Annotated in this window: 23 protein-coding genes and 1 pseudogene; 13 read left to right on the forward strand and 11 right to left on the reverse strand. The window is 56.3% G+C overall.

Annotated features, from left to right (window positions below; translation table 11 throughout):
* Positions 1 to 742, forward strand: a pseudogene (locus ACIQZK_RS00665) (polyphosphate kinase 2 family protein); the annotation flags it as partial.
* Here ACIQZK_RS00665 and ACIQZK_RS00670 read toward each other — a convergent pair.
* Together ACIQZK_RS00670 and ACIQZK_RS00675 are read right to left on the reverse strand one after the other, a co-directional pair.
* Complete coding sequence (locus ACIQZK_RS00670) at positions 724 to 1,209, reverse strand: GreA/GreB family elongation factor (protein WP_395635603.1); 486 nt, start codon at positions 1,207 to 1,209, stop codon at positions 724 to 726. The pseudogene ACIQZK_RS00665 and the gene ACIQZK_RS00670 overlap by 19 nt on opposite strands.
* Before the next feature lie 12 nt (positions 1,210 to 1,221).
* The gene (locus ACIQZK_RS00675) at positions 1,222 to 3,252 is read right to left on the reverse strand and encodes a lytic transglycosylase domain-containing protein (protein ID WP_397574455.1); all 2,031 of its coding nucleotides are present in this window, start codon (positions 3,250 to 3,252) and stop codon (positions 1,222 to 1,224) included.
* 87 nt (positions 3,253 to 3,339) lie between these two features.
* On the opposite strand from ACIQZK_RS00675, the gene dapA reads away from it, so the two are divergent.
* From dapA to alaS, 8 genes are all read left to right on the forward strand, one after another.
* The gene (gene dapA / locus ACIQZK_RS00680; RefSeq protein ID WP_397574456.1) at positions 3,340 to 4,215 is read left to right on the forward strand and encodes a 4-hydroxy-tetrahydrodipicolinate synthase; all 876 of its coding nucleotides are present in this window, start codon (positions 3,340 to 3,342) and stop codon (positions 4,213 to 4,215) included.
* Complete coding sequence (smpB, locus tag ACIQZK_RS00685) at positions 4,215 to 4,697, forward strand: SsrA-binding protein SmpB (RefSeq protein ID WP_125230014.1); 483 nt, start codon at positions 4,215 to 4,217, stop codon at positions 4,695 to 4,697. Before dapA ends, smpB begins: the two co-directional genes overlap by 1 nt.
* Positions 4,694 to 5,260 (forward strand): DUF2062 domain-containing protein, encoded by a 567-nt coding sequence (locus ACIQZK_RS00690; RefSeq protein ID WP_397574457.1) that lies wholly within the window; start codon positions 4,694 to 4,696, stop codon positions 5,258 to 5,260. Before smpB ends, ACIQZK_RS00690 begins: the two co-directional genes overlap by 4 nt.
* Before the next feature lie 290 nt (positions 5,261 to 5,550).
* Entirely contained in the window at positions 5,551 to 7,959 is a 2,409-nt protein-coding gene (locus ACIQZK_RS00695) for a response regulator (RefSeq protein ID WP_397574458.1), read from the forward strand.
* Positions 7,960 to 8,085: 126 nt separating this feature from the next.
* On the forward strand, positions 8,086 to 9,165 hold the full coding sequence (gene recA, locus ACIQZK_RS00700; RefSeq protein ID WP_395637312.1) for a recombinase RecA: 1,080 nt from the start codon (positions 8,086 to 8,088) through the stop codon (positions 9,163 to 9,165).
* A 164-nt stretch (positions 9,166 to 9,329) separates the two neighbouring features.
* The gene (speB, locus tag ACIQZK_RS00705) at positions 9,330 to 10,148 is read left to right on the forward strand and encodes an agmatinase (RefSeq protein WP_397574459.1); all 819 of its coding nucleotides are present in this window, start codon (positions 9,330 to 9,332) and stop codon (positions 10,146 to 10,148) included.
* A 2-nt stretch (positions 10,149 to 10,150) separates the two neighbouring features.
* Positions 10,151 to 10,777, forward strand: coding sequence for a glutathione S-transferase family protein (locus ACIQZK_RS00710; protein ID WP_397574460.1), 627 nt, complete (start codon positions 10,151 to 10,153; stop codon positions 10,775 to 10,777).
* A gap of 63 nt (positions 10,778 to 10,840) precedes the next feature.
* Positions 10,841 to 13,483 carry an alanine--tRNA ligase gene (gene alaS / locus ACIQZK_RS00715; protein ID WP_397574461.1) on the forward strand — a complete coding sequence of 881 codons (2,643 nt, stop codon included), beginning with the start codon at positions 10,841 to 10,843 and terminating at the stop codon, positions 13,481 to 13,483.
* Here alaS and ACIQZK_RS00720 read toward each other — a convergent pair.
* Positions 13,480 to 15,240: a cation:proton antiporter gene (locus tag ACIQZK_RS00720; RefSeq protein WP_397574462.1), complete on the reverse strand. Its 1,761-nt coding sequence runs from the start codon at positions 15,238 to 15,240 to the stop codon at positions 13,480 to 13,482. The genes alaS and ACIQZK_RS00720 overlap by 4 nt on opposite strands.
* 102 nt (positions 15,241 to 15,342) lie before the next feature.
* Entirely contained in the window at positions 15,343 to 16,563 is a 1,221-nt protein-coding gene (locus ACIQZK_RS00725; protein ID WP_397574463.1) for an NADP-dependent isocitrate dehydrogenase, read from the reverse strand.
* Between the two features lie 151 nt (positions 16,564 to 16,714).
* On the opposite strand from ACIQZK_RS00725, the gene ACIQZK_RS00730 reads away from it, so the two are divergent.
* The 3 genes from ACIQZK_RS00730 to ACIQZK_RS00740 are packed head-to-tail and all read left to right on the forward strand — an operon-like array spanning position 16,715 to position 19,614.
* Positions 16,715 to 17,449, forward strand: coding sequence for a phosphatidylserine decarboxylase (locus tag ACIQZK_RS00730; RefSeq protein WP_395637857.1), 735 nt, complete (start codon positions 16,715 to 16,717; stop codon positions 17,447 to 17,449).
* Complete coding sequence (locus ACIQZK_RS00735) at positions 17,449 to 18,216, forward strand: CDP-alcohol phosphatidyltransferase family protein (protein WP_397574464.1); 768 nt, start codon at positions 17,449 to 17,451, stop codon at positions 18,214 to 18,216. The genes ACIQZK_RS00730 and ACIQZK_RS00735 overlap by 1 nt, the downstream gene beginning before the upstream one ends.
* A 54-nt stretch (positions 18,217 to 18,270) precedes the next feature.
* Positions 18,271 to 19,614: a DNA recombination protein RmuC gene (locus ACIQZK_RS00740; RefSeq protein ID WP_397574465.1), complete on the forward strand. Its 1,344-nt coding sequence runs from the start codon at positions 18,271 to 18,273 to the stop codon at positions 19,612 to 19,614.
* 12 nt (positions 19,615 to 19,626) lie between these two features.
* On the opposite strand, the gene ACIQZK_RS00745 is transcribed toward ACIQZK_RS00740, so the two are convergent.
* Genes ACIQZK_RS00745 through ACIQZK_RS00775 form a run of 7 tightly spaced genes read right to left on the reverse strand, consistent with a single transcriptional unit; the run spans position 19,627 to position 24,797 of the window.
* Positions 19,627 to 20,439: a TrmH family RNA methyltransferase gene (locus tag ACIQZK_RS00745; RefSeq protein ID WP_397574466.1), complete on the reverse strand. Its 813-nt coding sequence runs from the start codon at positions 20,437 to 20,439 to the stop codon at positions 19,627 to 19,629.
* Positions 20,439 to 20,717 (reverse strand): HPr family phosphocarrier protein, encoded by a 279-nt coding sequence (locus ACIQZK_RS00750; RefSeq protein WP_183941099.1) that lies wholly within the window; start codon positions 20,715 to 20,717, stop codon positions 20,439 to 20,441. Before ACIQZK_RS00750 ends, ACIQZK_RS00745 begins: the two co-directional genes overlap by 1 nt.
* Positions 20,714 to 21,118: a PTS sugar transporter subunit IIA gene (locus ACIQZK_RS00755; RefSeq protein WP_397574467.1), complete on the reverse strand. Its 405-nt coding sequence runs from the start codon at positions 21,116 to 21,118 to the stop codon at positions 20,714 to 20,716. The genes ACIQZK_RS00750 and ACIQZK_RS00755 overlap by 4 nt, the downstream gene beginning before the upstream one ends.
* Entirely contained in the window at positions 21,115 to 22,110 is a 996-nt protein-coding gene (gene rapZ / locus ACIQZK_RS00760) for an RNase adapter RapZ (RefSeq protein WP_397574468.1), read from the reverse strand. Before rapZ ends, ACIQZK_RS00755 begins: the two co-directional genes overlap by 4 nt.
* Positions 22,077 to 22,541 (reverse strand): HPr kinase/phosphorylase, encoded by a 465-nt coding sequence (locus ACIQZK_RS00765; protein WP_397574469.1) that lies wholly within the window; start codon positions 22,539 to 22,541, stop codon positions 22,077 to 22,079. Before ACIQZK_RS00765 ends, rapZ begins: the two co-directional genes overlap by 34 nt.
* Positions 22,541 to 24,109 carry an ATP-binding protein gene (locus ACIQZK_RS00770; protein WP_397574563.1) on the reverse strand — a complete coding sequence of 523 codons (1,569 nt, stop codon included), beginning with the start codon at positions 24,107 to 24,109 and terminating at the stop codon, positions 22,541 to 22,543. Before ACIQZK_RS00770 ends, ACIQZK_RS00765 begins: the two co-directional genes overlap by 1 nt.
* Positions 24,090 to 24,797 (reverse strand): response regulator transcription factor, encoded by a 708-nt coding sequence (locus ACIQZK_RS00775; protein ID WP_397574470.1) that lies wholly within the window; start codon positions 24,795 to 24,797, stop codon positions 24,090 to 24,092. The genes ACIQZK_RS00770 and ACIQZK_RS00775 overlap by 20 nt, the downstream gene beginning before the upstream one ends.
* Positions 24,798 to 24,989: 192 nt before the next feature.
* Between ACIQZK_RS00775 and ACIQZK_RS00780 the strand changes: the two genes are divergently transcribed.
* Positions 24,990 to 26,591: a phosphoenolpyruvate carboxykinase gene (locus ACIQZK_RS00780; RefSeq protein ID WP_397574471.1), complete on the forward strand. Its 1,602-nt coding sequence runs from the start codon at positions 24,990 to 24,992 to the stop codon at positions 26,589 to 26,591.
* Positions 26,592 to 26,601 lie beyond the last annotated feature (10 nt).

Consider the following 26,601-nt stretch of genomic DNA (forward strand, 5'->3'; position numbering starts at 1 on the left):
AGGTACCTACGATGAGGACCTGAAAGCGCTGCAGGACCGCCTTTCGCGGCTGCAGTCGCTGCACATATTGCACGAAGCGCGCACGTTGATCGTGATTGAAGGTTGGGATGCGGCTGGCAAGGGTGGCGCAATCAAGCGCATGACCGCGACGCTCGATCCGCGTTATTATCATGTCTATCCCGTTTCAGCGCCCACTGAGGAAGAAAAGGACAAGCATTTCCTTTGGCGCTTTTGGAACAAGCTGCCCGGCAGCCGGGAAATCAGCATATGGGACCGAAGCCATTATGGCCGTGTGCTGGTCGAACGCGTCGAAAAATTCTGCAGCGAGGCAGAATGGCGGCGTGGATATGACGAGATTAATGAGTTTGAGTCGCGACAGGGCGAAATCGGCACGAAAATCATTAAGCTGTTTTTCCATGTAACGCAGGAAACGTAGGATAAGGTGCTGATGGAGCGGCTCGGAGATCCCGCCAAGCGCTGGAAAGTGACCGCAGAGGACTTTCGAAACCGCGAACGGCGTAGCGAGTATATGGATGCGCTGGCGGACATGTTTAAGCGCACCGACACGCGCTGGGCCCCATGGACCGTTATCGACGGCAATAACCAGAAAGCGGCACGGATCGCTGCATTAAAGCATGTTGTGGAGTCGCTTGAGGCAAGCGTTCCGCAGGATTTTCGTGATGCTAAACCAGAGATTGTGGCGCTAGCCGAAAAGACATTCGGCTATTCCCCTGTTGGATAGGCGATTGCGACGACTTCCCATTCCTTGGGCCCCGTTGGTAACGTTACCGTTTTGACATCGCCGACGCGCGCACCACGCAGGGCACGCGCCAGCGGTGCGTTCCATCCGATGCGGCCATGGCCAGCATCTGCCTCGTCATCGCCGACCAATGTAATGACCCGCTCCACATCGTCGATATCCGCCAAGGTAACCGTCGCGCCGAAAAATACGCGATCTCGGTCTTCCTGCTTGGATGGGTCGAGTACCTTTGCAACTTTCATTTTCTTGGAAAGCTGGCCGAGTTCACGGTCAATTGCGCGCAGCTTCTGCCGGCCGTAGATATAGTCGCCATTCTCGCTTCGGTCGCCATTGCCCGCCGCCCAGTGGACGATTTCAACAACCGCTGGCCGTTCGACAGCGAACAATTGTTCATACCGCGCGCGCAAGGCTGCGAATCCGGCCGGGGTAATAGGGTTCGTGCGCTCCATAGCGCCTCTATGTCACCCCGGGCTTGATTTGCCCAGATATGTGCTGAGCGGCGTTGCCGACCGCACGCGCGCCCGTTCGGGGTGGAGATGATCGTACATCACCGCATTTTCCAGCACGCGGTAAACATAATCACGTGTCTCGCTCAGCGGGATTTTTTCGATCCATTCCATCATGTCGATGGCACCTGTCCGCGGGTCACCATAAGCCTTCAGCCACTTGTTCACATTGCCGGGACCGCCATTATACGCGGCAATTGCGAGCGGGTAGCTTCCGTCGAAATAATCGAGCATGCGTTCGATATATGTGGCGCCAAGGGCGATGTTATAATCTGTATCGACCGTTAGCGCTTCGGGGCGATATGCCATTGCGATTTTGCCTGATGTTTCGCGGGCTGTGCCTGGCATCAGCTGCATAAGGCCGCGTGCGCCTGCGTGGCTGACGGCTGCCCGGTCAAACTGGCTTTCCTGCCGCATGATTGCATGGGCAAGCGTCCATGTCTGGTGATGCGCCGCGGGAACATTGACCGTTGGGTAGCTGTTTCCCAAAAGTTCGGGAATACCGGCCGATCGGGCGCTGCGACCCGCCATCACAGCGAGATCGGGACGGCCCAGTTTTTGCGAAAGGCCAATGGCTGTGGCAAAATCATCCGTATCCTTGGCGTTTCGCGCAATGGCCCTGAAGAAATTGCTTTGGTCCTTCCAACTCCCATATTTGGGGGCGAGGGCTGCGGCCAAATAGACGGCCGGAACATCGCCTTCCGCCAATACGGGTGCGGCGGGGGTGATGCGCGGTACTGGGGGCAGGGGGCGTCGCAACTGTTCAAGCGACAACTGGCCAAAAAAGCTTTCATAATACGCCGCGGCTTGTTCATGATAGCGCGTGGCCGACGCTTGGTCTCCGGCCTTCGCCGCAGCTTTGCCCGCAAAGTGCAAGCCTTTTGATCGGGTTTGCGCCGATTTTGCAGCGGACGCATAGCGTTCGAACATAACAACAGCGTCATCGGGGCGGCCAAGCCTTTCCATCGCCGTCATGCCCGCAAGCCATGTCAGGCTGGTATAGCGATCGCGTGTGGCGATATCTTGATCGATCATGACAAGGCCGGGCGGCGTTGCGTCGTCCACGCGTGACGCTATGCGGTACGCGACGTCATATTGACCGTTCTTCGCGGCTGCCTGCGCATGCGTCAGCAGCAATTGATACCAGTCCTTCAGAACAGGTACCGGCGCAGCAAGATTGGCGCGGTTCGCTAGCAATTCGCGCGCACCGATGCTGTTGCCTGTGGACCGCATGAAGTCTGCTCTGGCGGCGATTAGGGTCGCTTCACTATTGGCTAGAGCTCCGGCGTCCTGAACCTTTTGATCGGCGTCAGCGGCCTTCAGGCGGGTGGCGAGCGCCGCAATAAACGCAGGGCGACGTTGCGGAGAGGTGTAGGCTATCCAGCGTTCTGCGCCACGAGTTGAGCCCGACCATAACAAGCGATCAACGCGGGCGTCATGGTCAGCGGACGTAAAACGGTTGCCGGCGATGCGGAACATACGTGCTTCGTCGTCATCGTTAAGGGCACCACCGCGCCATGCCGCGCGCGCTTGTTCTTCAGCGCGCGATGTGTCGCCCGACGCGTGGAGCGCAATTGCGAACCGGGCGCGTCCCGCGTTGGTGAGCGGAGGCAAACGGTCAAAGAAGGCCACAACCTGACTGGGCGACAAGGACAAAGGATTGATCGCCTGTTCTGCGTTCTTGCGCATCTCATCGCTATTTGGCCAATCGGGATAGCGCATCAGAAATGAAGCATATTCGCCAAAGCTGAAATTGCCGGACGCGCTTAGCATTTTCCAACGCTGCAACGCGGCCGGGACTTGGCCCTCGCTTGGGTCATATTGCACGGCCGGGGCCTGCGGCATTTGCGCAGTGGGCGCCGCAGCAGGGGCTTCCCCCGTACCGCGCTGCCAAACTATGCCATCACTTTGTTGGGCCGCCACGGCCGTCGAAAACGGAATTATTAGCATCGATGCCGAAATGAGATGCTTTACCATGCTGGACATATTATGTGCCCCATCCTTATCAGGTGCTGAACGAACGACTATATAGCCCTTAGCGGCCTATATGGCGCAGATTGAAAGTGTAATGCTATGTTTTCGGGATCGATACCGGCTCTAGTGACTCCTTTTTGCGACGGAGCGTTTAGCGAAAAGCATTTTCGTGCGTTGATCGATTGGCAAATCGACCAAGGATCAAGCGCGCTGGTACCTGCGGGAACGACCGGTGAGGCATCAACGCTGTCGAATGCGGAGCATCATCGCGTAATCGAAGTGTGTATCGAGCAAGCCGCTGGGCGCGTGCCCGTGATTGCGGGCTGTGGGTCGAATGACACCAATAACGCCATTCTCCATCTTAACTTTTCAAAGAAAAGCGGTGCGGCTGCCGGGCTGGTTGTCGCCCCTTATTATAATCGCCCCAACCAAGAGGGCATTTATGCCCACTTCGAGGCGATGACCAAGAAGAACGACCTGCCTATCGTGCTGTACAATGTTCCCGCGCGTACCGTGACCGACATCAAGCCGGAAACGGTTGCGCGCCTTGCGCAGTTGCCGACGGTGATTGGCATCAAGGATGCCAGCGGTGATATGCCGCGCGTAACGGACCATCGGTTGGCCTGCGGACCGGATTTCTGCCTGTTGTCGGGCGTCGACGAACAGTCGCTTGCGTTCAATGCCGCAGGCGGGCGCGGGTGCATTTCCGTTACCGCAAATGTTGCGCCGAAATTATGCGCCGAATTTCAGGCGGCATGTGCATCGGGTGATTATAACTTGGCACGTGATCTAAATGATAAGCTGTATCCGCTTCATTTGGCGTTGTTTTCTGATGCATCGCCGGGGCCGATTAAATATGCGCTGTCGCGCGTCATCGAAGGTTTCCCGACCGAGTTGCGCTTGCCAATGACCCCGCCAAGTGAGGCGAGCCGTCGTCAGGTTGATGCCGCCTTGGAGAATGCAGGGCTTATTTAATGACGCGTCCAAAGCCCGAAGCATTCAACAAAGTCAAAACGGTCGCGGAAAACCGGCGTGCCCGTTATGATTTTCATATCGATGACAAATATGAGGCCGGTATTGTCCTGACCGGAACCGAAGTGAAATCTTTGCGCTTTGGTGAAGGTTCGATCGCCGAGAGCTATGCCGAAGTGCGCGATGACCAGATTTGGTTGATTAACGCGAACATCCCCGAATTCAGCCACGGGAACCGCTTTAACCATGAACCGAAACGGCCCAGAAAGTTGCTGTTGAACGAACGTGAAATAAACAAGCTGCATGGCGCGGTGATGCGGCAGGGCATGACGCTCGTGCCTCTGTCGATTTATTTCAATGGACGCGGCAGGGCGAAAGTGGAATTGGCGTTGGCAAAGGGCAAAAAGGCGCCCGATAAGCGTGCGACCGAGAAAGAACGGGATTGGAAGCGTGAGCAAGGACGCATTATGCGTGATCGTGGATGAGTAAGTTTGACTCCTGGTTGCACAGGCAGGCCCCCACACGCGACAGCTTTGAACGCAGCCGCTTTCTGCGGCCGTTTGCGCAGCGCGTGTTTCATCCAGCCCTCTGGCGTTTTACACGGCGCTCCGTCCCGCGGGGTGTAGCTCTTGGCCTGTTGGTCGGGATTTTCCTTTTGATACCAGGTGTCCAGATCGCTGGTGTTGCACTGCTTGCGCTGCCATTCCGGGCAAATATTCCCATCGGCGCGGCCATGACGTTCCTGAGTATGCCGGCGACAACGCCATTCATTTTGCTTGGGTCGGTGTATGTCGGTGAATCGGTGCTGCGGTTGAACAATGGCTCAGGCCACTTCTATCAACTTATCGAGACATCGGCACCGCTTTCGGCGTGGGGTGATTATGTCTGGAACGAAGCGCCTTTGGCGTTGGTGCAAGGCGTTGCAGGGCTCGCGATCATATCCATTGCGGCGGCTGTCATCGGTTATGTGCTCTCGGCTTGGTTCTGGCGCTGGCGGATAAGCGCCAAATGGCGACGCCGGTCGAAGGCAATCGCGTCTCGTGGATAAGCTTTTGTAGCCTTTGGCCTGCCAGCCTCTATTCTCCCCACGATATTTCGGGAGCATATAAATGAAATTCCCACTTAAAAGCGCATTGGCCGCATCGGTGTCGGCGGCATCGCTCGCCACACCAGCATTTGCGCAAAGCCAATCTGACGCCACGCAACCGCCCGCTAAAGACGGCACGTAACTGGATCGTTCGCAATCTTGACAAATGGTACGATGCGTTCCAGCCAAAAGCAGACGGAAAATTGTACCTCAAGCCTGAGGACCGCGTTCGCATCTGGTAAGGAATGGTTTTGAAAAAAATATCCCCGCCGACTCAATTCCAGATATTTGGCGGGGATATGGACCAGTCCGCCAAGCTGGATGTGCGTCAGTTGGCGGTGTTGGCTCTCGCAACCTTTTTGTCGCTGGCGATATTGTGGTTTTCGACGGGCAACATCATTCTTGTTGGTTCCTGCGCCGCCGTCATCATTGCAGCCGGCGCGCTCATTCACTTTTTCCGTCATGCGGGCTCGGTCGAGGTTGCTGTCAATGTCTCGCCGCCTGACTGGTCTATCGCGCACGCTGCCACGCAGTTGAACGACGCTGCAATCGCCATCAGTGACCGCGCTGGTCTGCTGGTATGCGCAAATGATCAATTCACCAAAGCGTTTCCCGGACTCAAAGCGCCACCGGATCTGGGGTTGGATGAAGTGAGCCAATCTTTAATGGTCGCGGCAAGTCGTGCCGCATGGCGCGACGGCAGTGCCCAGATCGATACTATAACGAAGGACCACCGCGCCTATAGCGTGAAGGTGGCACGCGCGGGCGCTTCTGACGAATATCTATTATGGAGACTCGCGCCCATTGAGCGGATTGCCATTGAAAGCCTTGCGATTGAGCTGATTACCGGACGTATCGGGCGTGCCATGTCCGGCAGCGGCGTCATGGCTGTCTCCGTTGGTCCCGACGGCTGCGTTCGTGCGGCAAACGCTGCTTTTGCGCTGCGCGCAACGGGCACGGATCAATATCCCCTCACGGGCCGTTCATTCGTAGATTTTGTGCGGTTGGATGACAAGGGCAGCGTCTTTTTTGAACGCGAAGGACGTCGCGGCTTGCCTATCCGGCTTTTGCACGTGCCGTTGAACGCACATGATGTGGAAGGCTCCGCTTTGCTGCTCGCGGTGGACGAGGACAGCGCAAAGGTCGACCGCGGCCTCGCGCTTGCACATGTTGAGCAATTGCTCTCCACACTGCCTTTGGGGCTGGCGCTTGTTGATCGCGATGGCCGGTTCCTGTTTGCTAATGACGCATTTGCGCGCGTGCTGGATGTAGAACCGACCAAATTGCCTCCATATCCGGGTGATCTGGTCATTTCTGAAGACAAGGGCGTGGTCTTGGATAGCATTCGCCGTTATGGCAGCGGGCCCATGACATCAGGCGACATCGCCATTCGCTTGAAAGAGCGACCCGATGAAGTCATTGCGCTCTCTATCGCTGGCGTGCGCGGGCTTGGCGGCGCTGCGGTTCTGCTTGGACTTAAGGATAATAGCGAAGAGATAACCCTGAAGCGGCAGCTCGCCCAACAAACGAAGATGGAATCGATTGGGCAGCTGGCGGGCGGTGTTGCGCATGATTTCAACAACATCCTGACCGCGATTATCGGATATTGCGACCTCATGCTGCTGCGGCATCAGCCCGGCGATGGCGATTATGATGATATTCAGCAGATCAAGAACAATTCAAATCGTGCAGCCAGCCTGACCCGCCAGTTGCTTGCCTTCTCGCGTCAGCAGACATTGCGTCCGCAGATATTACAACTGGCGAATGTTGTGGCCGACGTATCCAGCTTGCTGAAGCGATTGCTTGGCGAGACCGTCCGGCTTGAGGTCCATCACGGGCGCGGGGTAGGCGCCGTGCGCGCTGACCCGGGGCAACTGGAGCAGGTGATCATCAACTTGGGCGTGAATGCGCGCGACGCAATGCCCAAGGGCGGTGTGGTGCACATCAGCACATTGGCGGTGAGTCATCAGGAAGTCGCCGCGATGGGTAGCGAGTTTTTGCCCATCGGCGACTATGTGAAATTATCCGTCGAGGACAGCGGTGTCGGCATTTCCAAGGAAAATCTGTCGAAGATATTCGAACCGTTCTTCACGACCAAGGAACTTGGCAATGGGACCGGGCTTGGTCTCTCCACTGTCTATGGTATTGTTAAACAATCGGGCGGGTTCATTTTTGCCGAGTCAAAAGTCGGTCAAGGCACGCGCTTCGACATATTCTTGCCGGTTCATCAAGGGGACGTGCCTGTTGCCGGGACGGGCAAAAAGGAATTGTACAAGCCCAAGGATTTGTGGGGCAGCGGCCGCGTCTTGATTGTTGAAGACGAAGACATGGTGCGCGCGGTTGCAGAGCGCGCGTTGGTGCGGCAGGGCTATGTTGTGGAAACCGCAAGCGATGGCGAGCAAGCACTTGAACTTTTTGCGGAAGGTAAGCGATATGACCTCGTCGTTTCGGACGTGGTCATGCCCAATATGGATGGCCCGACAATGGCACGCAATTTGCGTGCGACATATGGGGACATCCGCCTGTTGTTCATGTCCGGTTACGCAGAGGAGCAGTTGCGCGAGACGATCAGCCTCGACAATGTGTCGTTCCTTGCTAAGCCATTTTCAGTTCAGCAAATTGCGGAAGCGGTCCACGATGCTCTCGTGAAGGCTAATTAGTTTAGGTATTGAAAATAAACGCATAAATAATTTTGTTCCGCTCTTGTTCTTTTGGAACAGAAGGTGTACATAATGGATATTCCGGATGATGATCTGGAACAGGCATGACGCTGAAGGAGTGGAAAAATGGCAGCAAGTCTTAAAATGGTCGATGGGAATCAGGCAAACGGTATGAAAAGTTCGGAACGTGAAAAGGCGTTAGAAGCGGCGCTGGCGCAGATTGATCGCGCTTTTGGTAAAGGCTCGGCGATGAAGCTGGGTAGCCGTGAGGCGATTGCTATTGATGCAGTGTCCACAGGCTCGCTTGGTTTGGATATTGCGCTCGGCATCGGCGGTCTACCCAAGGGGCGCGTGATCGAAATTTACGGTCCAGAAAGCTCGGGTAAGACCACGCTGACCTTGCATGCAATTGCAGAGGCGCAGAAGGCAGGCGGTACGGCGGCATTTATCGATGCAGAGCATGCGCTGGATCCGGGCTATGCGAAGAAATTGGGTGTCGATATTGATAACCTCATCGTGTCGCAGCCTGACACGGGTGAGCAAGCACTTGAGATTGCAGATACGCTGGTGCGGTCTAACGCAGTCGACATTTTGGTTATCGACTCGGTTGCTGCACTTGTGCCGCGCGCCGAAATCGAAGGTGAAATGGGCGACAGCCATGTCGGCTTGCAGGCCCGTTTAATGAGCCAGGCGCTTCGCAAAATTACAGGTTCGATCAGCCGGTCAAACTGCATGGTGATCTTCATCAACCAGATCCGCATGAAAATCGGTGTGATGTATGGTTCGCCCGAAACCACCACGGGCGGTAATGCGTTGAAATTCTATGCGTCGGTCCGTTTGGATATCCGTCGCACGGGTCAGATTAAGTCTGGTGAAGATATTGTGGGCAACACAACCCGCGTGAAGGTTGTGAAAAACAAGGTAGCTCCACCTTTCAAGCAAGTCGAATTCGACATCATGTATGGCGAAGGTATTTCCAAGACCGGCGAACTGTTGGATCTGGGCGTGAAGGCGGGACTTGTCGAAAAGTCCGGCAGCTGGTTCAGCTATGACTCGATCCGTATTGGGCAGGGTCGTGAGAATTCAAAAACCTATCTCACGGAAAATCCTGAAGTCGCGGCACGGTTGGAAGCCGCCATTCGGGGCAAGACTGAAGAAGTCGCTGAAGTCCTGATGACAGGGCCTGACGCGGAAGACGACGTTTAAGATATATGCGAACAAGCGCGGCCTTGCCTGAGGCCGCTGCTTTCGACCCGTCCTGGTCCACCCCGGGGCGGGTCACTTTGTTTTGTCGCGCACAGATATATGAAGAGTCGCGCGCGGGCCGCTGACTTCTTGACAGGCAGGGTGGCTAAGGCACAACTGCATCCATGACATTGCAGATTCACCTGATTGGCTTGCCCACAGATCAAAACAGTTCGTTCGAACGTGGCGCAGCGGCGGCACCGGCGGCAATTCGCCATGCGTTGTTTAGCGACCGGGGTAACCTATCGACCGAGTGCGGCCTTGAAATCGGAAGTGACATCGCGCTGATCGATCGCGGCGATGTGCCGCTTTTGGACGTTGATACTGCGGCTGATGACGCGCTTATCATAAAGACGGTGGCTGACGCGATGGACGCAGGCGCTGTTCCTCTGCTGCTGGGCGGCGATCATGCGGTAACATATCCGGTGGTTGCGGCTCTGGCCGCGCGTCATGGTCCGCTCAACATTTTGCATTTCGATGCGCATCCCGACATTTATGCCGATTTTGAAGGCAACCCGCGCAGTCATGCGTCGCCATTTGCCCGCATATTGGAAGCTGGCCATGCCAAGCGCATTGTTCAAGTCGGTATCCGGACGCTGAACCGCCACTGCCGCGAACAGGCGGAGCGTTATGGCGTTGAAATCCTCCCGATGCTGAACTTCTCGCCCGAGCATGTTCCTATTCTTGAAGGGCCGCTCTACATCAGCTTTGATCTCGATGGCCTTGACCCGTCGGAGGCGCCGGGTGTGGCGCATCCCGAGCCGGGTGGCCTGACGGTACGCGAAGTCCTTTCGATATTGGCCAAACAAAATGCAGTAATTGTCGGCGCGGATGTTGTTGAACTTAATCCCGACCGCGACGTGAACGATGTTACGGCAATCGTCGGGGCCAAGCTGGTGCGGGAAATCGCCGCGCGTATCTATCAAAATCATTCAGGAGAATAACCATGACCATCACAGTGCACCATTTGAACAATTCGCGGTCGCAACGGATATTGTGGCTCCTGGAAGAATTGAACGTGCCGTATGAAATTGTGCACCACCAGCGCGATGCGGTGACCAATCTTGCGCCCGAGGCGCTATTGAAAATACATCCTTTGGGTAAGTCACCGATGATAGAAGACGCCGGCAATATCGTTTTTGAATCAGGGGCCATTGTCGAGTATCTGTGTGAACGTCATAATGGCGCGCATCTGGTGCCGCCACGCGGGACAGACCAACATGTCCGTTACCTTGAGTGGCTGCATTTTGCCGAAGGTTCGGCGATGACACCGATTTTGCTCAACCTGTACACGGCCCGTCTGGGCGAAGCGGCTGCGCCGCTGCATCCGCGTATTGACCAGCAATTGGAAAGCCATTTCCAGTTCATGGAGGATGGCTTGAAAGCCAGCGGATGGTTTGTGGGCGATACGCTAAGCGGCGCCGACATTATGTTGAGTTTTCCAGCGGAGGCCGCCGTTAAAATGGGCCGTGCCGCCAACCGCCCGAACCTCACCAAATTTGTGGAAACAATCCACGCGCGGCCGGCATATCAGCGCGCGCTCGAAAAGGGCGGACCCTACGCTTATGCCTGATGGAGCAGCAAAATGCATATCCGGCTTGCAGGGCGGCGAGTCGTTCCCTAAGTCGCTTTCGTTATGACATCGACCAATGATATTCGCCGCGGGTTCCTTGATTATTTCGGTGCTGCTCAGCACGACATAGTCTCGTCCGCGCCACTCGTGCCGTACAATGACCCGACATTGATGTTCGTCAATGCCGGCATGGTGCCGTTCAAAAACGTATTTACGGGCTTGGAAAGCCGCGAAACGCCGCGTGCAGCTTCCAGCCAGAAATGCGTGCGGGCGGGCGGTAAGCATAATGATTTGGACAATGTCGGATACACGGCGCGCCACCACACATTCTTTGAAATGCTCGGCAATTTCTCGTTCGGCGATTATTTCAAAGAGCAGGCGATTACCCATGCGTGGACGTTGCTGACCAAGGAATGGGGCCTTGATCCATCGCGCCTGACGACAACGGTTTATCATACCGATGATGAGGCGTTTGACCTTTGGCGCAAGATTGCGGGACTGCCCGAAGAGCGTATCATCCGTATCGCGACCAACGATAATTTCTGGTCGATGGGCGACACGGGGCCATGCGGTCCGTGCAGCGAAATTTTCTATGACCATGGCGACCATATCTTTGGTGGCCCTCCCGGAAGCCCGGACGAAGATGGCGACCGTTTTGTCGAAATCTGGAACCTCGTGTTCATGCAGTTTGAGCGGCAGGATGACGGCACCGATGTGCCTTTGCCAAAGCCGTCGATCGATACCGGCATGGGGCTTGAGCGCATCGCTGCGGTCATGCAGGGCGTGCACGACAATTACGATACGGACACGTTCAAGGCGCTGATTAATGCGTCGGAAGAGCTGACCGGCACCAAGGCGCAGGGCGACCAAATGGCCAGCCACCGCGTGATTGCCGACCATTTGCGCTCGACCAGCTTCCTGTTGGCCGATGGCGTCATGCCGTCGAACGAAGGGCGCGGCTATGTTCTGCGCCGCATCATGCGCCGCGCCATGCGCCATGCGCACATCCTTGGCGCGAAAGAGCCGTTGATGCACCGTTTGGTGGGCAGCCTCGCCGCCGAAATGGGCGCGGCTTATCCCGAATTGCTGCGTGCGCAGCCGATGATCGAAGCGACGTTAAAGCAGGAAGAAACCCAATTCCGCCGAACGCTGGACAAGGGTATCAAGCTGCTGGATGAAGCCACCACGGGTATGCAGCCCGGCGATGTCCTTGCCGGCGATACCGCGTTTAAGCTTTATGACACATATGGCTTTCCATATGACCTGACCGAAGACGCGTTGCGTGCGCAGGGCTTTGGCATTGATCAGGCCGGTTTTGAAACCGCCATGAACAACCAAAAGGCTATGGCGCGTGCCGCATGGAAAGGTTCCGGCGCCAAGGCATCGGACGACGTCTGGTTCGACATCGCCGAACGCGTTGGTTCGACCGAGTTCACAGGGTACACAGCCAATGAAGGCGAGGGGCAAGTCGTTGCCCTCGTTAACGATGGCGTTGAAGTGCAGTCTGCTGTGGCAAACGACAGCGTAACCGTCATCACCAACCAGACGCCATTTTACGGCGAAAGCGGCGGCCAGATGGGCGACGCTGGCGTTATTTCGAGCACGAACATGCGCGGTGAAGTGACGGACACTGCAAAGCCGCTTGGACGTTTGCATGCGCATCAGGTGACGATTGGAACAGGCGAGATCAAGGTCGGCGATTTTGTAACCCTGAAGATCGATACAACCCGCCGTGACTCTTTGCGCGCCAACCATAGCGCAACCCATTTGCTTCACGAATCATTGCGTGAAAGACTGGGCGGTCATGTCACGCAAAAGGGCAGCCTTGTGGCGCCTGATCGTCTGCGGTTCGACTTCTCGCATAATCAGGCGGTAACCGCTGATGAAATTGCGATGATTGAAGCCGATGTGAACGCGCAAATTCGCGGGAATCAGGCCGTCACCACGCGTTTGATGACCCCCGATGACGCGGTCGCGGCGGGTGCGCTTGCTTTGTTTGGCGAGAAATATGGCGAGGAAGTCCGCGTGCTCACCATGGGCAAAAGAGATGACACGCATTATTCGCTCGAACTGTGCGGTGGCACGCATGTCAACGCATTGGGTGACATTGCCTTGTTCACGATCATTTCTGAAGGCGCGGTCGCAAGCGGCATCCGCCGTATCGAAGCATTGACCGGAGAAGCTGCGCGTCTGTGGCTCGTTGGCCGCGAAACACAGTTGAAGAACGTCGCCGCGATGCTGAAAACCGCGCCTGATGAAGTCGGCGCGCGCATTGAAACATTGATGAACGACCGCAAGCGGATGGAGAAAGAACTCTCCGAAGCCAAGACGGCGCTCGCATTGTCCGGTGGCAGTGGTCCCAAGGCTGAAGCCGAAACCATCGGCGACGTGACATTCATGGGGCAGGTCATCAATGGTATCGAGCCAAAGGCCCTGCGCGGTTTGGCCGATGACCAGATGAAAACCATTGGTAGCGGCATCGTCGCCATCATCGCGGCGAACGAGAACAGCAACACCGTCGTCGTTGCGGTTTCACCCGCACTCCACGCTACGTTGACCGCTCCAGACCTTGTTCGCGCGGCGACTGAGGCGATGGGCGCGCAAGGTGGCGGTGGACGCCCCGACATGGCGCAAGGTGGCGGCCCAGCCGGCGCTGAGTTGGCGCAGGCGGCGTTGGATGCCATCAAAGCAAAGATTGCGGGTTAAGAGGTAAGCTTGAGCTTGGGGGCCTCGTCGAGGCCGCCTGCTTCTTTGATCTGCCGCCGGAATTCGTCGCGCTTTTCGTGGATCGACGCGATCACGGGGCCCATGGCCACGCCGAGGTCGACAAGCACCGCTTCCGATAGCTGTAGCGAGCTTTCCAGCGTTTCTGGAACGGCATCGGTTGCGCCTGCTTGATACAGGCGTGCCGCATGGTCTGCATCGCGTGCACGCGCGACGATGGTAATATCCGGCAACCATTGGCGGACGCGCTTGACGATATGTTCGGCCAGCACCGGTTGATCCATGGTCAGGATAAGCGCCTTTGCGTGGCCAAGGCTCAGCTTGTCCAATGTTTCGGGACGTGAGATGTCGCCGAAGATCACTTTATACCCACCGCGCCGCGCCGCCATGACAGCATCCACATTGGATTCAACCGCGACATAAGGCTGCCCATGCATTATGAGCATGTCGGCCACCAAATGACCGACCCGGCCAAAGCCGATAACGACCGTGCGCGGTTCTTGCGCCGGGTCTTGTTCATATATCTCGTCGTCGGTCTCGCGCAGCTCAATTCGGCGCGCCATGTCGTGGCCGATGCGCGCCAATATCGGTGTGATGGTTAAGCCAATCGCCGTTGCGACTTGCCAGAAATTGATGGTCGCAGCGTCAATGATCTGCGCCGCGCCGGCTGCGCCCAGCACAATGAGCGTGGTTTCGGATGGGCTTCCCATAAGAACGCCGGTCTCGGTGGCCGTCCCCGTGCGTGCACCGTTCAACTTCAGCAGACCTGCGGTAACCGCGGCCTTTATCAGAACGACGCTGGCAACCGCGCCGACCAGTGCAGCCCAATTGGCCGCGACGAAGCGCAGATCGACCTGCATGCCGATGCTGATCAGAAACACACCCAGCGCCAGTCCCTTGAACGGCGCGGTCATGACGGCGACTTCCGTTTGATAGTCCGTCTCGGCGATTAACAAGCCCGCGATCATTGCGCCGACGATGGGCGAAAGGCCGACCGCACCAGTCGCGAGGCTTGCTACGATCACGACCAGCAGGCTGACCGACACAAAAAGCTCAGGGCTTTTGGTACGCGCTGCCTGTCCGAACAGGCGGGGCAGGAAGAAGCGGCCAAGCACAAGCATGCCGACAATCACCAATGTGCCCTGCCAGAGCACCGTAACCATGCCCTCCCACGAACCCGAACCGGCTTGCGGCGCCAGCGCGCCCAAGACAAAGATGATCGGGACGATGGCAAGATCTTCGAACAGCAACATCGCAAGCGCCGATTTGCCAACGGCCGAATGCGTGCCCGATATGGGCAGCACGAGCGCAGTCGATGAAAGCGCGAGTGCAATGCCGATGCCAATAGCCGCCGTCAGATTATAGCCAAATAGCAAAAGCCCCGCGGCAATGATGATACCCGCGCCGAACAATTGCGACGCGCCCACGCCAAAAACCAGACGCCGCATCTTCCACAATCGCCGAAAGGACAGTTCAAGCCCTATCGTGAACAGCAATAAGATAATGCCATATTCGCCAATGGGTCCAATGGCCTCTGGATTGGTGATGGTGACCCATTCAAGCAATGGATAGCGTTCGACCAACGTGCCGAGGCCCATAGGGCCGACCAATATCCCGACCAAGATGAAGCCGATAATAGGCGTGATGCGAAAACGGGCGAAAGCCGGGATGACGATTCCGGCTGCGCCCAGAATGACGAGCAGATCGCTGATGCTTTCGCCGTGTAGTTCGCCTGCCATGTGCACCTTTTACCCACATGCAGCATGATAAGGGAAGGGCAGGGCAATAAAAAAAAGCGCGGAGGTCGCCCCCCGCGCTTTGATGTACTTATGGGTTTGGCGTTACTGCCAGCTGCCCATTTTGATTTCGAGGTTGGCGCGAACCTGTTCAAAGAACTGCTCGGTCGTCATCCACGCTTGGTCTGGACCAATGAGGATGGCGAGATCCTTTGTCATGTGGCCGTCTTCAACCGTCTGGATGCACACTTCTTCGAGCGTTTCCGCAAAGCGCGTCACTTCAGGTGTTTCGTCAAACTTGCCACGGAATTTCAGGCCGCCGGTCCATGCAAAAATCGACGCAATTGGGTTGGTCGATGTTGCCTTGCCCTGCTGATGCTGGCGGTAATGGCGCGTTACGGTACCATGTGCCGCTTCGGCCTCAACGGTCTTACCGTCTGGTGTCATCAGAATCGACGTCATCAATCCAAGCGAACCAAATCCTTGTGCGACTTGGTCAGACTGCACATCGCCATCATAGTTTTTGCACGCCCAGATGAACTTGCCCGACCACTTCAGCGCAGACGCGACCATGTCATCGATCAAGCGATGCTCATACACAATGCCGAGCTCTTTGAACTTATCAGCAAATTCGGCTTCGTACACTTCTTGGAACAGGTCCTTAAAGCGGCCATCATAATATTTCAGGATGGTGTTCTTCGTCGACAGATACACTGGCCATTCGCGGGTCACGCCATAGTTCAGCGACGCGCGCGCAAAGTCACGGATCGAGTCGTCGAGATTGTACATCGCAAGGGCGACGCCCGGCGATGGATAACGGAACACTTCTTCGTCAATTTTTTGGCCATCGTCGCCGTCCCACACAAGGCGCAATGTGCCTGGTCCAGGAACGAGGAAATCGGTCGCGCGATACTGGTCACCAAAGGCATGGCGGCCGATCACGATTGGGTCTGTCCAGCCCGGAATGAGGCGTGGGACGTTTTCGATCACGATAGGTTCACGGAAAACAACGCCGCCCAAAATGTTGCGGATCGTGCCGTTTGGTGACTTCCACATTTTCTGAAGGCCAAACTCTTCCACGCGCGCTTCGTCTGGTGTGATCGTCGCGCATTTTACGCCGACACCGAATTCGCGGATTGCGTTTGCGGAATCAACCGTGACCTTGTCATTGGTCTTGTCGCGATATTCCATGCCAAGGTCATAATATTTCAGGTCAATATCCAGATAGGGCAGGATGAGACGTTCCCTGATCCATTCCCAGATGATGCGCGTCATTTCGTCGCCATCGAGTTCGACAACCGGATTTTTGACCTTAATTTTTGCCATGTCAGAAAGCACTTTCCATTGGGGAGTCTTGATGTTGAACGGTGCCATAGCAAAGTCTACCATATGTTCAACTGGCTAGCGTAATTGTCGGAAATTGCCCGAAACGGCATCAAAGGTTGTCATATGCACCGTCATCCCCTAGCTAAAGTCTATGAGTAGACAAGAACTGACAAACCGGGGCACCGGGGTCGCGAAATGGTCGTTTCCACCTGTTCACCCCGAAGGCCGTAAATTTGCCCTGATCGCGGCTGGCATCACCCTGTTTTTTGCATTTATGGCATGGGAAACGCTCGCGTGGCCCATGGGCGCAGTGACCATATGGACACTCGCTTTCTTTCGGGATCCCGTCCGTGCAACACCCATTGACGACCGCTTTGTGGTTTCGCCAGCCGATGGCCTTGTAACCTTGATCGAACAAGTCCTGCCACCGGCAGAATTGCGCGGGCCAGACGGTCTGGGTGATCAGCCGATGACGCGGGTTTCCATCTTTATGAGCGTGTTTGACGTGCATATTAACCGGACGCCTATCCGCGGCACGATCAAACGCGTTGTGTACATTGCGGGCAAGTTTTTGAACGCTGACTTGGATAAAGCGAGCGAAGAAAATGAACGTCAGCACTTCCTCGTGGAACGCAGCGACGGCGTGCGTATCGGCTTTACGCAAATCGCTGGCCTTGTCGCCCGTCGTATCGTTGCCTTTGTGAAAGAAGGCGACAGCGTGGCCAATGGCCAACGTATTGGCCTTATCCGCTTTGGCAGCCGCGTGGATGTATATTTGCCGCATGGGACATCGTCGCGCGTCATTAAGGGGCAGCGTTGCGTTGCGGGCGAAACGGTTATCGCGGACTTGGGCGTTGACCAAGATTTGATTGCCGTCGCACACTAATGAACGAGTTTTCATCCCGCCCCGGTATTCCTTTGCGGGCGCTCGCACCAAATGCGATCACCGCGCTTGCTTTGTGCACTGGCCTTTCGGGGGCATGGTTTGCGATGCAGGGCCGCTGGGAAAACGCTGTCGCCGCCATGGTTATTGCTGGTGTGCTTGACGTCATGGATGGCCGCGTCGCCCGGATGTTGAAAGGCGAAAGCCGTTTTGGCGCAGAGCTGGATTCGCTGTCGGATGTCATTGCTTTCGGCGCGACCCCGGCGCTGGTCATGTACATGTGGGTGCTGCAGGATATGCCGCGCTTCGGTTGGACCATCTCTGTATTTTTCGTGTTGTGTGCTGCGCTTCGGCTTGCACGTTTCAATGCGCGCATCGACACCGAAAACCAGCCGCATAAATTGGCGGGATTTAACACCGGCGTCCCATCGCCGCCCGGCGCAGCGATGGCCTTGCTGCCGATGATGATTTGGTTCGAAACCGGTGCAGAATGGGTGCGTGACTATCGCTTTCTTGGGCCGTGGTTGCTCCTGTGCGCGGTCTTGATGGTTTCCAACGTGGCCACCTACAGCTGGTCATCGATCAAGGTTCGTCGCAGCCTGCGCTTTATGGCACTCGCTTTTGTTGGATTGTTTACCGCGACCTTGGTTGCTGCCCCTTGGGTTGCGATGATCGGGGCGACTATAATTTATGCAGGGCTGCTGCCGTTTAGCGCCATAAGCTATGCGCGCGTAAAAAAGGCACGGCGGACGCAAACCGAAGCCGCTTGACCTAAGCCTGCCATAGGCTATGTTCCGCATTCGTTCTATATTTGGAGTGCTGTGTTGGAGCCGTTAGTCGTCATCGTCATCGTTGTGGTTACTTTGTTGGTCGGGCTTGTCCTCGGCTGGTTTGCAGGCGGGCGTGAAAGCCGGGCAGGGCAGGAAACCACCGCGCAACTGCGGTCCATGCTCGATCAGGTCGTGGTGGAGCGTGACAGCGCAAAGGACCGTTTGGCGCGTCTGGAAACCAGCCTAGAAGAACGTGAGCGCGGCTTTGACGAACAAATCGCCGTGCTGGGTCAGGCAAAAGAAACCTTGTCGGCGCAGTTTGGCGAGATTGGCCAAAAACTGTTGGGCGAGGCGCAAGCGGCGTTTCTTCAACGCGCCGATGAACGCTTTCATCAGGCCGGTGAAAAGAATGAAGAGCGGCTGAAGCAACTTTTGGGACCGGTGGGTGACAAGCTGAAAGCGTATGAAGAGCAAGTCGGCAAAATTGAAAAAGACCGCACGGAAGCTTATGGCGATCTGAAGGGATTGATTGGCGAAATGCGGCTTGGGCAGGAGCGCGTTTCGAACGTTGCCTCTGGCCTGATGAACTCATTGCGCAATGCGCCGAAAGCGCGGGGCCGCTGGGGCGAGCAGCAGTTGAAGAATGTTTTGGAAAGCTGCGGCTTATCTGAACATGTCGATTTTGACCTGGAAACCAGCATTGATGCGGGCGATGGCCTTCGCCTGCGGCCTGACGCGATCATTCATGTCCCGGGCGGGCGGACGTTGGTTATCGATGCCAAGGTGTCACTGAACGATTATCAAGACGCATTTGCCTCCGTGGATGACGAAGTCCGCGCCGTCGCAATGACGCGGCACACACAGTCGATGAAGAATCATATCGATGGCCTTTCGCGCAAAGCCTATTGGGACCAGTTTGAGGACGCGCCCGATTATGTGATTATGTTTGTCCCGGGTGAACATTTTCTGGCGGCTGCGCTCGAACATGAACCGCAATTGTGGGACTTTGCCTTTGATAAGAAGGTGCTGTTGGCGACGCCGACCAATCTGGTTGCGATTGCGCGCACCGTGGCCAGCGTGTGGCGGCAAGAGGGCCTTGCGCGCGAAGCCAAGCAGATTGGTGCGCTTGGCAAGGAAATGTACGACCGCATTGCCGTTGCCGCGCAGCATCTAAAATCGGTGGGCAGTGGCCTGTCCTCCGCGGTGAATAATTATAATAAGTTCGTGGGCAGTTTTGAACGCAACGTCATGTCGACGGGCCGGAAATTTGCAGAGCTCAATGTCGAAACCGGCAAGCGCGAATTGGAAGATATTCCGTCGGTTGAGGCGCTACCGCGTTATGGTGATGACGAAGTGAACGCGCAAATTGCCGACGGACGCGAGGCCGCCGAGCAATAGCTTTAGCGAACGTCAGCCGCGCGCTGGACGGCGAAACTGGTTCAGCACTTCATACGCCATGACCGCCGTGGCCACCGCCGCGTTTAAGCTGTCTGCCTTGCCATGCATCGGCATTTTGACGAGCAGGTCGCACTGACCTTCATAATCGTCGGGTAGACCCTGTGCTTCGTTGCCCGTCAGGATGAAGCAAGGGCTACTGTAGTGCGCAGCCTGATAATCCGTGTCGGTTTGCAGGCTTGTGCCGACCAGCTGACCATCGCCCGCGCGCAACCACGTCATAAACTCGTCCCATCGGCACTGAACGATCTTTTGCGTGAAAACCGCGCCCATGCTCGCGCGGACGGCCTCAACCGAAAACGGGTCCGTGCAGTCATCAATGAGGATAAGCCCGCCGGCGCCGACAGCATCGCCCGTCCGCAACATTGTCCCCAAATTGCCCGGGTCGCGCATCGCTTGCGCCACGAGCCAGATTGGCGCGGTCGCCCGATCTATATCGGCAAGCGCGGTGCCATGGTCACGATAAACACCGACGACGGCCTGTGCGTTATCTTTGCCGGACAGTTTGGCCATGATTTCGGCGCTGGTTTCAATGACGTCCCCGCCATTGCGTAGGACCTCGTCCTCAAGCGCGATTTCCAGCGCGTGGACTGGCCGGTCTTTGACCCGGAACAGCATTTCGGGGAGAAAGCCCGCTTCGCGCGCTTCCGTCATGATGCGGAGGCCCTCGGCAAGAAATAGCCCGGCGCGTTTCCGCAATTTCTTTTCGCGCAGTCCGCGGATTTCCTTCAGAAGGGGATTGGAAAATCCGGTAATCTCACGGCGCATCAGTCTTCGCCAAAGCCGTCGACAACCAGCCCGATGAGTTTTTCAATGGCGGGCTCTGCTTGGTCACCTTCGACGTGAATGGTAATTTCACTGCCTTTTGCCGCGCCGAGCATCATCAGGCCCATGATGGATGTGCCTGTGACGAGCTGACCGTCTTTTTCGACTTCAACCTTAATGCCCTCGGGCAACCGGCTGACAAAGGTGACAAATTTCGCACTGGCGCGGGCATGCAGCCCTTTCACATTCACGATTGTTGCAGACCGGCTGAGGCGGGTCATTTCGATGCCTCGAGCACTTCCGACGCTACGCTGATATATTTCCGGCCCGCTTCACGCGCAGCGGCGACAGCCTCTTTCACATCCAGGTTTTTGCGGGCGCTATCGAGGCGGATCAGCATGGGCAGGTTTACGCCAGCGATGACTTCGACACGGCCGCTTTCTAGCAGCGAGATGGCCAGATTTGAGGGCGTTCCGCCAAAAAGATCGGAGAGGATTATCGCGCCTTTGCCTGAATCAACCTGCTTAATGGCCGCCGCTATTTCATTGCGGCGGGCCTCCATGTCATCATGCGGACCAATGCAAATGGTGGCGATGTTTTTTTGGGGGCCAACAACATGCTCGAGCGCGACGAGAAATTCGTCCGCAAGCTTGCCATGTGTGACTAAAATCAAACCGATCATGTGATGTCGTTACCCTGAGGAGCGCTATTCTTATTTGCGCCGTTAGCAGGCTCTTCAATTGCGTCAATCGGTCTTGAGGTCAGATTGCGATGGTTGACCGCGGGAGCAAAGCCATCTTCGCGCAACCAACGCCCAAATTGTTCGGCAACATGGACGGACCTGTGGCGTCCGCCGGTGCAGCCAAAGGCTATGTTAACATAGGCCTTACCTTGCGCGTCATAGAGCGGCAAAAGATAGCGGAGCAGGTCGCGTATCTTTCCCATTGCCGCGTCATAGGCCGGGTCAGCTTCGACATAATGCGATACAGCTTCATCCAAGCCCGTAAGCGGCCGAAGTATATTGTCCCAATGCGGATTGCGCAAAAAGCGCAGGTCAAAAACCAGATCGGCATTGTGCGGAATGCCACGTGAATAGCCAAAGCTGGTGATGGTAATGACGGAATGTGGCGATGTTTCGTTGTTGAACTGTTCGCGGATCGCTTGTTGGAGGTCATATGCGGACAGCTTGCTGGTATCGATGACCGTCTCCGCCCACCGACGAAATGGCTCCATCAACGTGCGTTCAATCGCGATGCCGTCCATAGCCGGGCGGTCAGGGGCGGCGGGGTGGCGGCGACGCGTCTCTGCATAACGGCGTTCAATTTCAACGCCTGCACAATCGAGAAACAGCGTCCTGATGGTCAGGTTAGGCTGGTTCTGCAGCTGTTTGATCTGCTGAATAAGCGTTTGGGCGTCAAAGCCGCGGGTCCGGCTGTCAAAGCCAAGGGCGATGGGGATATCGGGGCTCGCCTGACGACCGGTGACGGGTATTTCCAGTAACTGGCCGGCAAGGCGGATCGGAAAATTGTCGACCGCTTCCCAGCCTAAGTCCTCAAGCGCCTTCAGAACGGTGGTTTTACCTGCGCCAGAAACGCCCGTCACAATCAATATTGTTTGCGGGATAGAGGCTGTTTTGGCGTTCACGATGGCAAGCTTTCTTTGACGGATACACATTCGGGCAGGACGCCACTATCGAGAACTGCCCGCAACGCATATTCGACCTTGATTGCGCTGCTGTGTTCAAACGGATTTAGCTTGGACACGGGAACGACGTAACCACCAATGGCGCTGTGCGCAATGTCTTCAGGTAATCTGTCTGGTGCATCTACGAACTCTACAACGAGGCGAAGCGGCGCAGACGCTATGAAATCGACATCAAAGATGCCGACGCCGCGTACTTCAATTTTCCCGACGATATTGGGAGCGACGGTAAGTATTGGGGCGTTGTCACGGGTTTCCAAAAAGACGACATCATCGCTGATCAAAATGGCACCCCGATCAATCAGCCGGAGCGCGAGATCGGATTTTCCGCTGCCCGATTCGCCCATAATCAACACAGCATGGCCACCGATGGATATCGCTGTGCCATGGAGCATCTGTCGCATTAGCGGGTCGCCACCGCTGCGCAGGGAAGGGCGATTTCAAAACAGGCCCCGCCTTTGCCATCAACGCGATCGCGCACATTGATGCGGCCATGGTGGCCTTCAACAATTGTGCGCGCAATGGCCAGCCCCAGCCCGCTATGTTTGCCGAAATTCTCTGTTGGCGGGCGTTCACTGTGGAACCGGCGGAAGATGGCTTCTCGTTCCTGCGGAGGAACGCCGGGGCCTTCGTCGCTGATGCGAATAATCACTTCCTCGTCGGCCAGCGTGGCCGATATTTCAACGACTGCGCCCGGTGGGGAAAAGGACACCGCGTTGTCGATCAGATTGGTGAGCATGCGTTCGAGGCGGACATCTTCCCCCATGACCGTGGCGATTGTCCGTCGTGGCCGTGCGAAGGCGATGTTGACATCCTTATCGCTGCCCCGGTGCTCGCGCGCCTGAAGCAATTGTTCAATCATATCGCCCAAATCGATCGGTTCGAACTTTGCCTTGGCCAGTTGCGAATCCACGCGGCTTGCGTCTGAAATATCGCTAATCAAACGGTCCATGCGCTGCACATCGGCCTTTGCGACATCCATAAGCTGTTTGCGCAGCGCCGGGTCTTGAATGCGCTCTGCACCATCAAGGGCCGACCGCAAGGAAGCCAGCGGGTTCTTAATCTCATGCGCGACATCCGCCGCAAATGCTTCTGTGGCGTCAATACGCTGCCGAAGGGCAATGCTCATGTCGGAAAGTGCGCGTGCAAGCATGCCGATTTCATCACGGCGCGAAGGCAGGCGGGGAACGGTCACTTCCTGAGCGCGGCCAAGCCGCACTTTCACCGCCGCGCGCGACAAATGGCGAAGCGGACGAACGATGGTTCGGGCGAGGAACACGGAAAGCATTATGCCGATGCCAAGGGCGATGACAAAAAACATCCCGACATTGAATCGCTCAGCCCTAACAAATAGGCGAATATCACGTTCATTGGATGTGGTCAGAACCGCAAAGCGGCCATCGCGTGACCGCGAACCGGCGCTGATCACATGTGTGAGGTCAGGGGCGAAAGCTACGGAAGACGCGGCATCCGCCGGCTTTGACGTGATTACGTGTTGCCAAGCATCGGCCGTATCTACGCGCGGTTCCGCAAATGGCTGCAGCACCGCGGCACCAACCAAAAAGTCGAACATCTTATCAATGCCGCGCGCAATGACTTTGCGCATCGGTTCCTTGTCAGGATCGCGGAAGACATATGTCGGCGGACGGCCGGCGAAGCTGTCCAAGATTTTTGCGCCATTTTGCGCATAGACCCGAATCCGCGATTGATGCTCTTGGCCAAATTCGTAGATGTACGCGGCCCGCTTTTCGGGAGCGACCAACGACAGGCTTTCGGCAAGGAACGTCGCTTGAAGCCGAGCAGCATCTTCGCGTTCCGCAATCAGGCGCACACGATAGCTGTCGAGGAAAAACAGCCCCGCGCCCAGCAGCGCCAAAACAAAGAGATTTACAGCAAGGATGCGGGCGGTGAGCGATAGCCCCCGGCTCCATCCCAGCTGAAGATCAGCGGGCTCAGCTGTCTGCAAAGCGATATCCTGCACCGTAAAGCGTATCTATGGCTGCAAATTCCGGATCGACCTCACGAAACTTGCGCCGCAGCCGTTTGATGTGGCTGTCGATGGTGCGATCATCGACATATACGTCATCCTGATATGCCGCGTCCATGAGCTGATCACGCGTACGCACAACGCCCGGCCGATTGGCGAGCGCCTCCAAAATCATGAATTCCGTGACCGTTAGTGTAAGCGACTTGCCATCCCATTTCACATGGTGCCGCGCTGGGTCCATCTGCAGCTTGCCGCGCACCATTGGCTCAAGCTCGGGCTCAGCGTCGCCGCTGCTCACGCTGCGATCATAGGTCGCACGGCGCAATATGGCCTTTACGCGGGCCACCAGCAGGCGCTGCGAAAAAGGCTTGGTGATATAATCGTCGGCACCCATGGCAAGGCCAAGTGCTTCATCCAACTCTTCATCTTTCGATGTCAGAAAAATGACCGGCATATCGCTTTTTTCGCGCAACCGCCGGAGCAATTCGAGGCCATCCATGCGCGGCATTTTGATATCGAAAATGCCAAGATCAGCGGGGTTTTCCAGCATCGCCTTTAATGCTGTTTCGCCGTCCGAATAAATCCGGGTGACATAGCCCTCCGCTTGCATAGCGATGGATACAGACGTCAGGATGTTTCGGTCGTCATCGACCAAGGCGATTGTTGCACTCATGGGCCAATCTATAGGGGGGCAATGGCTTAGGTTCAATCACTTGCTCTCTTGGTGCTGATGTGATGGGTTACATATGCTCTGTTGCGGCTAAACAATGAACCACATTTGACCTTGTTGGCTCCATCGTATACCGGCTCCAGCTTCACAGTGCATACGTATGCCGCAGATTCGCAGCTTTCGCCGGAGTAGCCAATGTCGACACCTTTAAACATCTCGCTTTCGCAACAAGGTTTTGACACAAAGGCAGCGTTGCATTGCAATCTTGGCACCGCGCCGCTGGTAGAAGCCGCGCTGGCGAATGATGAAGGCATTTTGGCCAAAAACGGCCCGCTCGTGGTTAAGACGGGTGCGCACACAGGGCGCTCTGCCAAAGACAAGTTTATCGTGCGCGACGCCGAAACCGAAAACAGCATTTGGTGGGGTAAAACCAACGTCCCGATGGACCCTGCGCATTTTGCTGCGCTGAAAGAAGATTTCATTGCCGCGCTTGGTGGCAAGGACAAATTGTACGTTGCTGACCTGTTCGGTGGTTCGCAGCCAGAGCACCGCGTCAACGTGCGCGTGATCAACGAATTGGCATGGCACAATCTGTTTATCCGCACCTTGCTGGTGCGCCCGACGCAGGAAGAGCTGACCAGCTTTGTGCCGGAATACACCATTATCGATTTGCCCAGCTTCCGCGCGGATCCTGCGCGTCATGGCTGCCGCAGCGAGACTGTTATCGCCGTGAACTTCACCGAAAAGCTTATTCTTATCGGTGGCACTGCTTATGCCGGTGAAATGAAGAAGTCGGTTTTCGGCATCCTCAACTATCTGTTGCCAGTGAAGGGCGTTATGCCCATGCATTGCTCCGCCAATATCGGCCCGGACGGGGACACCGCCGTATTCTTTGGCCTGTCAGGCACTGGCAAGACGACCTTGTCTGCAGACGCCAGCCGCACACTGATCGGCGATGATGAACATGGTTGGTCGGACACTGCGGTGTTTAACTTTGAAGGCGGTTGCTACGCAAAAATGATTCGTCTCTCGGAAGAAGCCGAGCCGGAAATCTTTGCGACGACAAAGCGCTTCGGAACGGTGCTTGAAAATGTCGTTATCGATCGAGAAACACGTGAGCTGGATTTCGACGACAATAGCCTCGCCGAAAACAGCCGTGGTTCCTATCCGATTGAGTTCATTCCGAACGCGTCTGAAAAGAATATGGGCCCAGTTCCCAAGACGATCATCTTCCTAACGGCAGACGCTTACGGCGTTTTGCCTCCGATCGCGCGCCTTACGCCGGATCAGGCCATGTTCCACTTCCTGTCGGGTTACACGGCGCGTGTCGCTGGCACAGAAATCGGCGTGACCGAGCCTGAAGCGACATTCTCCACCTGCTTTGGCGCGCCATTCATGCCGCGTCACCCAAGCATCTATGGCAATTTGCTGAAAGAGCGGATCGCCAAGGGTGCGGTACAATGCTGGTTGGTCAACACCGGCTGGACGGGCGGCAAAGCAACGATGCCCGGCATCAGCCGTATGCCAATCAAGGCCACACGGGCCTTGCTCAACGCTGCGCTGGACGGAAGCCTGAACAATGCAGAATTCCGTAAGGATCAGAATTTTGGTTTTGAATTTCCGATCGCAGTTCCAGGTGTCGATAGCGGCATCCTTGATCCGCGCGAAGCTTGGGCGGACAAGGCGGAATATGATGTGACGGCACGCGGACTTGCGCAGCAGTTCATCGACAACTTTGCGCAATTTGCAGATCATGTCGATGAAGGTGTAAGGCAGTCGGCACCAAAGGTCGCTTAACCCGTCCGGA

The sequence above is a fragment of the Sphingorhabdus sp. genome (assembly GCF_044338195.1).
GTDB lineage: Bacteria > Pseudomonadota > Alphaproteobacteria > Sphingomonadales > Sphingomonadaceae > Sphingorhabdus_B.

What these genes read in the sequence shown, in the direction of transcription:
- speB (WP_397574459.1), top strand. Translation starts at nt 9,330, where the DNA reads ATGACATTGCAGATTCACCTGATTGGCTTGCCCACAGATCAAAACAGT.
- ACIQZK_RS00725 (WP_397574463.1), bottom strand. Translation starts at nt 16,563, where the DNA reads ATGGCAAAAATTAAGGTCAAAAATCCGGTTGTCGAACTCGATGGCGAC.
- ACIQZK_RS00690 (WP_397574457.1), top strand. Translation starts at nt 4,694, where the DNA reads ATGAGTAAGTTTGACTCCTGGTTGCACAGGCAGGCCCCCACACGCGAC.
- ACIQZK_RS00720 (WP_397574462.1), bottom strand. Translation starts at nt 15,240, where the DNA reads ATGGCAGGCGAACTACACGGCGAAAGCATCAGCGATCTGCTCGTCATT.
- smpB (WP_125230014.1), top strand. Translation starts at nt 4,215, where the DNA reads ATGACGCGTCCAAAGCCCGAAGCATTCAACAAAGTCAAAACGGTCGCG.
- ACIQZK_RS00765 (WP_397574469.1), bottom strand. Translation starts at nt 22,541, where the DNA reads ATGCGACAGATGCTCCATGGCACAGCGATATCCATCGGTGGCCATGCT.
- ACIQZK_RS00675 (WP_397574455.1), bottom strand. Translation starts at nt 3,252, where the DNA reads ATGTCCAGCATGGTAAAGCATCTCATTTCGGCATCGATGCTAATAATT.
- ACIQZK_RS00710 (WP_397574460.1), top strand. Translation starts at nt 10,151, where the DNA reads ATGACCATCACAGTGCACCATTTGAACAATTCGCGGTCGCAACGGATA.
- ACIQZK_RS00730 (WP_395637857.1), top strand. Translation starts at nt 16,715, where the DNA reads ATGAGTAGACAAGAACTGACAAACCGGGGCACCGGGGTCGCGAAATGG.
- recA (WP_395637312.1), top strand. Translation starts at nt 8,086, where the DNA reads ATGGCAGCAAGTCTTAAAATGGTCGATGGGAATCAGGCAAACGGTATG.
- ACIQZK_RS00745 (WP_397574466.1), bottom strand. Translation starts at nt 20,439, where the DNA reads ATGCGCCGTGAGATTACCGGATTTTCCAATCCCCTTCTGAAGGAAATC.
- dapA (WP_397574456.1), top strand. Translation starts at nt 3,340, where the DNA reads ATGTTTTCGGGATCGATACCGGCTCTAGTGACTCCTTTTTGCGACGGA.
- ACIQZK_RS00780 (WP_397574471.1), top strand. Translation starts at nt 24,990, where the DNA reads ATGTCGACACCTTTAAACATCTCGCTTTCGCAACAAGGTTTTGACACA.
- rapZ (WP_397574468.1), bottom strand. Translation starts at nt 22,110, where the DNA reads ATGTGTATCCGTCAAAGAAAGCTTGCCATCGTGAACGCCAAAACAGCC.
- ACIQZK_RS00755 (WP_397574467.1), bottom strand. Translation starts at nt 21,118, where the DNA reads ATGATCGGTTTGATTTTAGTCACACATGGCAAGCTTGCGGACGAATTT.
- ACIQZK_RS00670 (WP_395635603.1), bottom strand. Translation starts at nt 1,209, where the DNA reads ATGGAGCGCACGAACCCTATTACCCCGGCCGGATTCGCAGCCTTGCGC.
- alaS (WP_397574461.1), top strand. Translation starts at nt 10,841, where the DNA reads ATGACATCGACCAATGATATTCGCCGCGGGTTCCTTGATTATTTCGGT.
- ACIQZK_RS00775 (WP_397574470.1), bottom strand. Translation starts at nt 24,797, where the DNA reads ATGAGTGCAACAATCGCCTTGGTCGATGACGACCGAAACATCCTGACG.
- ACIQZK_RS00750 (WP_183941099.1), bottom strand. Translation starts at nt 20,717, where the DNA reads ATGACCCGCCTCAGCCGGTCTGCAACAATCGTGAATGTGAAAGGGCTG.
- ACIQZK_RS00735 (WP_397574464.1), top strand. Translation starts at nt 17,449, where the DNA reads ATGAACGAGTTTTCATCCCGCCCCGGTATTCCTTTGCGGGCGCTCGCA.